The sequence below is a fragment of the Fluviispira multicolorata genome (genome assembly GCF_009208585.1).
Lineage (GTDB): Bacteria > Bdellovibrionota_B > Oligoflexia > Silvanigrellales > Silvanigrellaceae > Silvanigrella > Silvanigrella multicolorata.
Genome location: NZ_WFLN01000009.1, coordinates 218,898 through 225,451, shown reverse-complemented (window position 1 = coordinate 225,451; position 6,554 = coordinate 218,898). Strand labels below are relative to the sequence as shown.

The following is a 6,554-nucleotide window of genomic DNA, read 5'->3' as shown; positions in this document are numbered from 1 at the left end:
AGAACTAGGCTAGGGACTAGCCGAAGTAAAGCTGGACGAGGAATAAGTAAGACGAAATTAGAGCAATCTAATCCGCTGATTCCTATGACTTCAGAAGCTCGCTCCCTTTAGGGGCGAGAAGTTCACGAATATTTAAATGACTTATTCTTCCAACTTCCCATTCTAAATAAATCAGAAAATCCCGATTACACTCCTCTCCTGCCTTAGAATTGGAATAAATAATTTCTCTATACTTTTTAACCAAATTATTTTTCACTCGCAAAATGAATTGATTGTTGCGCTTACCTTTCATTGCATGATCGCAATAAACTTTTTTATTATTCCTGTTCAGTCTGACAAATATCGGTATATACCAACCTATCATCCAGATTAAATCTAAGTTAAGAAACTCATTAAATTAATGCTAAAAAATATAGCTTATTATTCATTAAAAGAAATTTATTCAATTATGATTTTAAAATCTGAAATTTAATATCTTTTTATCTTGACGTTAGGAACGCTAACTGATATAAACCAATAATGATAATTTTATAGTCTGCATATTATGCAAAAAAATATATCTAAGATATTAATACCTCATTTATTTTATTAAATGGGTTGTGGGAAAAAATGGAATGTGAATAAAAAAAATTAATAAAATTAAAATTTTTTTTGATATACATGTAAATGTTATATATTATATGAATCAACAATTTATAAAATATGATACTAAATTTACATTATTATAATTTAATGTTATTTTATTATAACTCTGTTAATTAAAATGATTATATTTATCTATTAATGTTAATTAGATAAGTGTTATTCAATATTATTTATCGAGTTTTGATTTAATTAAAAAATAAATAATAATTACTTTTATTATAGAGGTATTAATGAATATTTCTCTTGAATTAATAGAAATAGAAGAAATAATTCCACACGAAGATACTGATAGTTTAGCGATTGATATACTATTAAGTAAAATTAAATCTGATGGATACTGGTCAAATCCCATTGCTATTGATAAGAATACTAGAATAATAATGGATGGTCACCACAGAGTGGAAGTTGCAAGAAAAATGGGTATAAGAAGAATACCTTGTTATTTATTAAGCTATGAAGATAATTATATAAGTGTAGTAAATTGGAAAACAAATGATATTTTTGAGGTAAAAAAAATATTGGAGACTGCTATTACAGGAAATAAGCTTCCAGTAAAAACGACGCGTCATATAATAACAATACCTCTTTATTATGTAAAAATAGACTTAAACATTCTTAGTAAATAAGAAATATAAAATAATAGGAATGAAATGAAAATATTAGACTATACTGGAGAAACACCTCTCGTCAATATTGATAAAATAAATAATCTCTGTGGAACAAATATAAAATTAAAATTAGAAAGAACAAATCCAGGTGGGAGCATTAAGGATAGAGTGGCAAAATATATTATTGATTACGCGGAAAAAAATAATCTTCTAAGACGTGGAGGAACAATTATTGAATCTTCTTCAGGTAATTTTGGAATTAGTTTAGCTATGATTGGCGCTGCTCGTGGTTATAAGGTTATTATTTTGGTGGATCCAAAAGCTACAGATGTAAATATTAGTTTGATAAAAGCTTATGGCGCAGAAGTAATTGTAGTTGATAAAAAAGACGATGCAGGTTCCTATCATAAAACAAGAATTCAACTCGCTAATGATCTTGCACGAAAAATTGAAAATTCATATCGGCCCGATCAATGTTTTAATATTCTTAGTTCAATCGCTCATAAAGAAACAACTGCAAAAGAAATCTTTGAGCAAACTCAAGGGGAAATATCGGGAGTGGTTGCGGCTGTCAGCACAGGTGGACAGATAGGAGGGATTGCAGAATTCTTTGCAGAAAAATCCACAAAATATCTTGTGACTTGCGTCGATGCCTACGGTTCATCCATTTTTGGTGGGGACTCGCATTCATATAAAATACCTGGTGTGGGTTTGAGCTGGACACCAAGGAATATTAAGAATGTAAATAATATTGATTATGTTTACCGAATTCGGGATGAAGATTCCTATATAGCTGCAAGGATATTATGTAGAAATGAGGGAATACTTGCGGGTGTTTCTTCAGGAGCTGTACTTCTTTCAGCTCTTAAACTTTCGCAAAAAATTCAAAATAAAAAACCCTTAATTGCAATACTTGGAGACAGTGGAGAAAGATATTTAAATACTTTATTTAATGATGAATGGCTTAAAGAAAACGATATCCCACTTGATTCACATTTAGAATTACTTTATCAGCTTCTAAGTACTATAGATGAGCCACAAGTAAGTCCAAATATCGTTGAAAATTACCGTGATGATCTCATAGAATCACTTGGTGTACCTAAAACAACTATGACGCATTTTCAAATTAAATTTAAATAAATAGGTTATTTTATGAAAAAAAATCTTGTTCTTATTGAAACATTGCATACAGGTTCGGGGCTTGAAATTATCAAAGCTGCCAAAAACAAGGGCATCAAAATTCATTTTATTACAGCTGAATATTCTTGGTTTGAAAATAATTGTCCCGCAGAATTGGCTGAAGAAATAAATATTATTCTAGTAGATTGGGAAAAAACTTCTGTGCGAGAAGAATATTTAAAATTGATTCATGGAAAAGAAAAATTTGCACTGTTCACCCAAAGAGATGCTTTTGTCGAAGCTGTTGCTGAAGTTGCAGAAGAATTTAAGTTAAATTTCACTTCTAGCAAAGCTATGAAAATTGCGCGTAATAAAGAAAAAATGAGAGAGTATTTTTCGCATACTCTAATTCCTTCCCCCAAATATTGTTATGTCAATTCAAAAGAAGATCTGCTTCAATCCCTCACATCTTTAGTATTTCCTTTAATAGCAAAACCTACAAAAGGTTCAGGTAGTAAAGATGTTATCATCATACATAACGAAACTGATCTATCTATGCTCGATAAATTCTTTAACAAAGAAACAGCTGCAAATTTATTATTAGAAGAATTTAAATTGGGTAGAGTTGTATCTGTTGAAAGTTTTACAAACAATGGAAAGCATCATATTTTAGGTGTCACAAATAGACTCATGGGATCACATCCCTATTTTGTCGAACTTGGCTATGCATTTCCTTGTCATTATGAAAATACTTTGCAAACTAAATTAGAAGAGTATACTAAATATATTCTCGATAAAACTGAGTACAAGTTTGGCTTCAGTCATATTGAATATATCTTGGGGCAAGATGAAGTTTATTTAGTAGAAATAAATGCACGTTTGGGCGGAGCACAGCTTGGTAAATTAATGTCGCATAGTTTAAATCTAAATATCTACGAGCTGTTAATAGAAAATTTATTTGAATTTAAAGAATTTGAATTAGATTTTAATAATATACAGGCAACTGCAGGCTATATAGTTTATTCACAAAAACCTGGTGTGATTGATAGTATAAAAGGAATAGATTTGGCATCAAAGTTTCCAAATGTTTTAGAAGTGATTCTGGGCCTAAAAATTGGTGACTACGCTAAAGAAACAAATGATATGATGGGACATGTTGTCCAGGTGATTGCTACAGGAAATACCACAGAAAATGCTTTGATTTCTGCACACTCAGCAGCAACATATATAATAATTACTGTTAAATAAATTAGTATAGTAATTTTGAAAGGTTATTATGAAAAAATATTATTTATTTGGTACGTTATTTTTAGTCTCATTTTCAAACTATCTAATATTTTATTCTTATCCTTTTTTAATCGCTTCACATGCAATTGTCGATGGAATAGCTGGAATTGTAGTCGGAATAGCTACTATATTTACCCTAATAATAAGAGTTTTATCTGGATTTTGGATTGATAGAAATAGATCGTCTTATATGTTAACATTTATGATGCTTTTTTATTTAATATCTTTTATTTTACTTATGTCTAAGCAAGATGCTTTGATTATCTTTGGGCGCTTGATGCTAGGAATAATATTAGGAGCCTTATCTACTTTAATGTTCTATTATACGATTATGATTTCAAATAGTATTAAAGAAAAGTCTGAATCTATTTCTCTTTATACCTTAATAACTATGCTCCCCATATGTTTAGCTCCTTATATTTCATTAAAAGTAAAACAATTATACGGAATTAATACTGTCATAAGTTTAGCTATATTAATAATGATAATTGCATTGATTTTATCTTTTTTAATTGAAAGAGGAATTTCTATTGGAGGAAAAAACAAAGAAGAAAATATTTTAAAGTCATTTTTTGATATATTAAAATCAAAAGAAATAATTATTATAATCATTATATTGCCAGTTGTTTACTTAACGAGTGGTGTAACTGTTACATTTTTGCCAAAAATAATTGAATATTATAATTATAAAGTTGTATCTCTATATTTTTTATTATATTCAATTTCGTTAGTCTTACCAAGGTTAATCTTTAAAAAATTAATGCCAGATGGCAGAATTTTTCCGTTCAAATTTATATTTGTTTGTTTATTTATAAATCTATTTGGAAACTTAATAAATTTATTATTTATTAATAATTTAGTTATTTTACTTGGAGCAATATTTAATGGTTTTTCAATAGGTCTAATTTATCCAATAATATTGTCATATGTTGTATGCATTATTAATGACTCATTAAAAGGCTCTGTAACATCAGTAATATCCTGTTCAGCAGATTTAGGAGTAATTATTGCTAATTTAGTATTAGGATCATTAAGTATCTACTTTGATTACTATATTGTATTAGGAATTCCAGTTATAGCAAATTTATGTCTCATTCTTTATATTTGCGTATATTTTCAAAATAATAAAAAACAATATAAGAATATTCATGTAAGGTATTAGTTATATTTTTTTTGTTTTTAAATTGAGGGGTTTATGAAAACTGTACTTTTTTTATCTGATTATAGTGGACGTGAAGAGTTTGAAGCACTCTTTTACGAATTAAAAAAATATGATATTTTTGGGATACTTGCAAAACCTAGGGATATATCATTTGTTAATATAAATAAAAAAATTGATTTATTTTTTAATAATCAATTTATTAATCCAAATTTGGTGATAGGCTATGCTTTTGAAAATGACCTTTTACCTGCTATGAATATACTTAAAATAGTTCATTCTACTGGCACTCCTATAGTAAATAGCGGAGAAACATTATATTATGGTCAAAATAAAGATGTTTCTTCTGTTATATTAAATAATATTAAGGGCATTCGACATTTGCCTTTTTATAAATTCTCGAATGGCCTCGATAATAAACAAATAGATAAAATAGGTTATCCTTTAGTATTAAAACCTATAAATGGAGCATGTGGTAAAGGATTGTATAAATTCTTAACTAAAGAAGAATTTTTTAATTGGTTTAATTTTCAAGGAGCAGATATTCAAACTTATTATGTTCAACCTTATATTGAAAAATGGCAAAATAAAGATTTTCGTGTCGTATGTGTAGATTATAAAGCTGTTTATGCATATGAACGACGTTCTTTAGTTGGGGAATGGATAACTAATTTAAGTACTAACGGTATTGGTAAGATAGTTAATATTGATGAACTTGATAAAAATCTAATAGTTATGTCCGAATTAGCTGCTCGAGCTGTTCATGCACCATTTTGTGGAGTGGATATTGCGCTTGATACAGATAAACAACCATTTATTATAGAAACTAATACTTGTCCTGCAATTAAAATAAGTAAATATATTCCAGCAGCTTCGAATAAAGTTGAAAAAGCTTTTGCTGAATATATAAACTCTAAAATGATTTAAAAAAATATAGGAAATTTATGACTTATTTATTAGGGATTGATAAAGATATTGAAGCCTTTGTGAATGGTTGGGCAAAATCAAGATGTGTAAATCATGTCCATCTTAATTATCAGAATGGCTTTATTTCTGCAGAGTTTGATAAACCAATTGGAACTATACAAAGAAAATATGAATTTTTTGTATGGAGTTTTAGTGATTTTAACTCCTGGGATTTTAATGAGTTAAGTAATAATGAATTTCACATTGTAAGTCTTTTTAATCCGACTGAGGCTATATGTAAAGACATGGAAGATAAAGGGTATATTAATATAGTCAATGAATCCTTCATGTCTTTAAAGTTAAAAAATATTTTTGACAACTTTAATGATTCAACAATCGAGTTGATACAGAATCAAGAACAAGTAAATTGGTATAATAAGCAAAGAGGAAATGATATTATCAATTGGTCAAAAATAAATGACAAAAGTATTTTGTTTTTTTGTGCTAAAATAGACGATAAATTAGCTTCTTGGGCTAGGTTGATAATAAATAATAATTATGCAGTTATTGATGATGTTCAAACAAAAGATATTTATAGAAGACAGGGATTGGCTAAAAAAATAATGAATAAATTAATTTTTTACTCCTTCAATCATGAAGTGTCAAATATGGTTTTATCTGCAAGTAATGAAGGAAAATATTTGTATGAAAGTTATGGATTTAAGATGATTTTTGAATTAAAAGTTTTTGCCAAGTGTAACTCCTTGATGTATTGTAAGCGCAACAATCAAACCATCTAACCAAAAAATTTAGATTGCGTTAAAACTTCT

6 protein-coding genes are annotated in these 6,554 nt (G+C 28.1%); all 6 read left to right on the top strand.

Features of this window, described 5'->3' with window-relative positions; all coding sequences use genetic code 11:
* Positions 1 to 875 precede the first annotated feature (875 nt).
* From GCL57_RS12970 to GCL57_RS12945, 6 genes are read left to right on the top strand one after another with little or no spacing between them, the layout of a single operon-like run.
* Positions 876 to 1,271 carry a ParB N-terminal domain-containing protein gene (locus GCL57_RS12970; protein ID WP_152213775.1) on the top strand — a complete coding sequence of 132 codons (396 nt, stop codon included), beginning with the start codon at positions 876 to 878 and terminating at the stop codon, positions 1,269 to 1,271.
* Between the two features lie 24 nt (positions 1,272 to 1,295).
* Positions 1,296 to 2,393, top strand: coding sequence for a cysteine synthase family protein (locus GCL57_RS12965; protein WP_152213774.1), 1,098 nt, complete (start codon positions 1,296 to 1,298; stop codon positions 2,391 to 2,393).
* Positions 2,394 to 2,405: 12 nt separating this feature from the next.
* The gene (locus GCL57_RS12960; RefSeq protein WP_152213773.1) at positions 2,406 to 3,620 is read left to right on the top strand and encodes an ATP-grasp domain-containing protein; all 1,215 of its coding nucleotides are present in this window, start codon (positions 2,406 to 2,408) and stop codon (positions 3,618 to 3,620) included.
* 28 nt (positions 3,621 to 3,648) lie between these two features.
* The gene (locus tag GCL57_RS12955; RefSeq protein WP_152213772.1) at positions 3,649 to 4,821 is read left to right on the top strand and encodes an MFS transporter; all 1,173 of its coding nucleotides are present in this window, start codon (positions 3,649 to 3,651) and stop codon (positions 4,819 to 4,821) included.
* A gap of 33 nt (positions 4,822 to 4,854) precedes the next feature.
* On the top strand, positions 4,855 to 5,745 hold the full coding sequence (locus GCL57_RS12950) for an ATP-grasp domain-containing protein (protein WP_152213771.1): 891 nt from the start codon (positions 4,855 to 4,857) through the stop codon (positions 5,743 to 5,745).
* Positions 5,746 to 5,762: 17 nt separating this feature from the next.
* Positions 5,763 to 6,524: a GNAT family N-acetyltransferase gene (locus GCL57_RS12945; RefSeq protein WP_152213770.1), complete on the top strand. Its 762-nt coding sequence runs from the start codon at positions 5,763 to 5,765 to the stop codon at positions 6,522 to 6,524.
* Positions 6,525 to 6,554 lie beyond the last annotated feature (30 nt).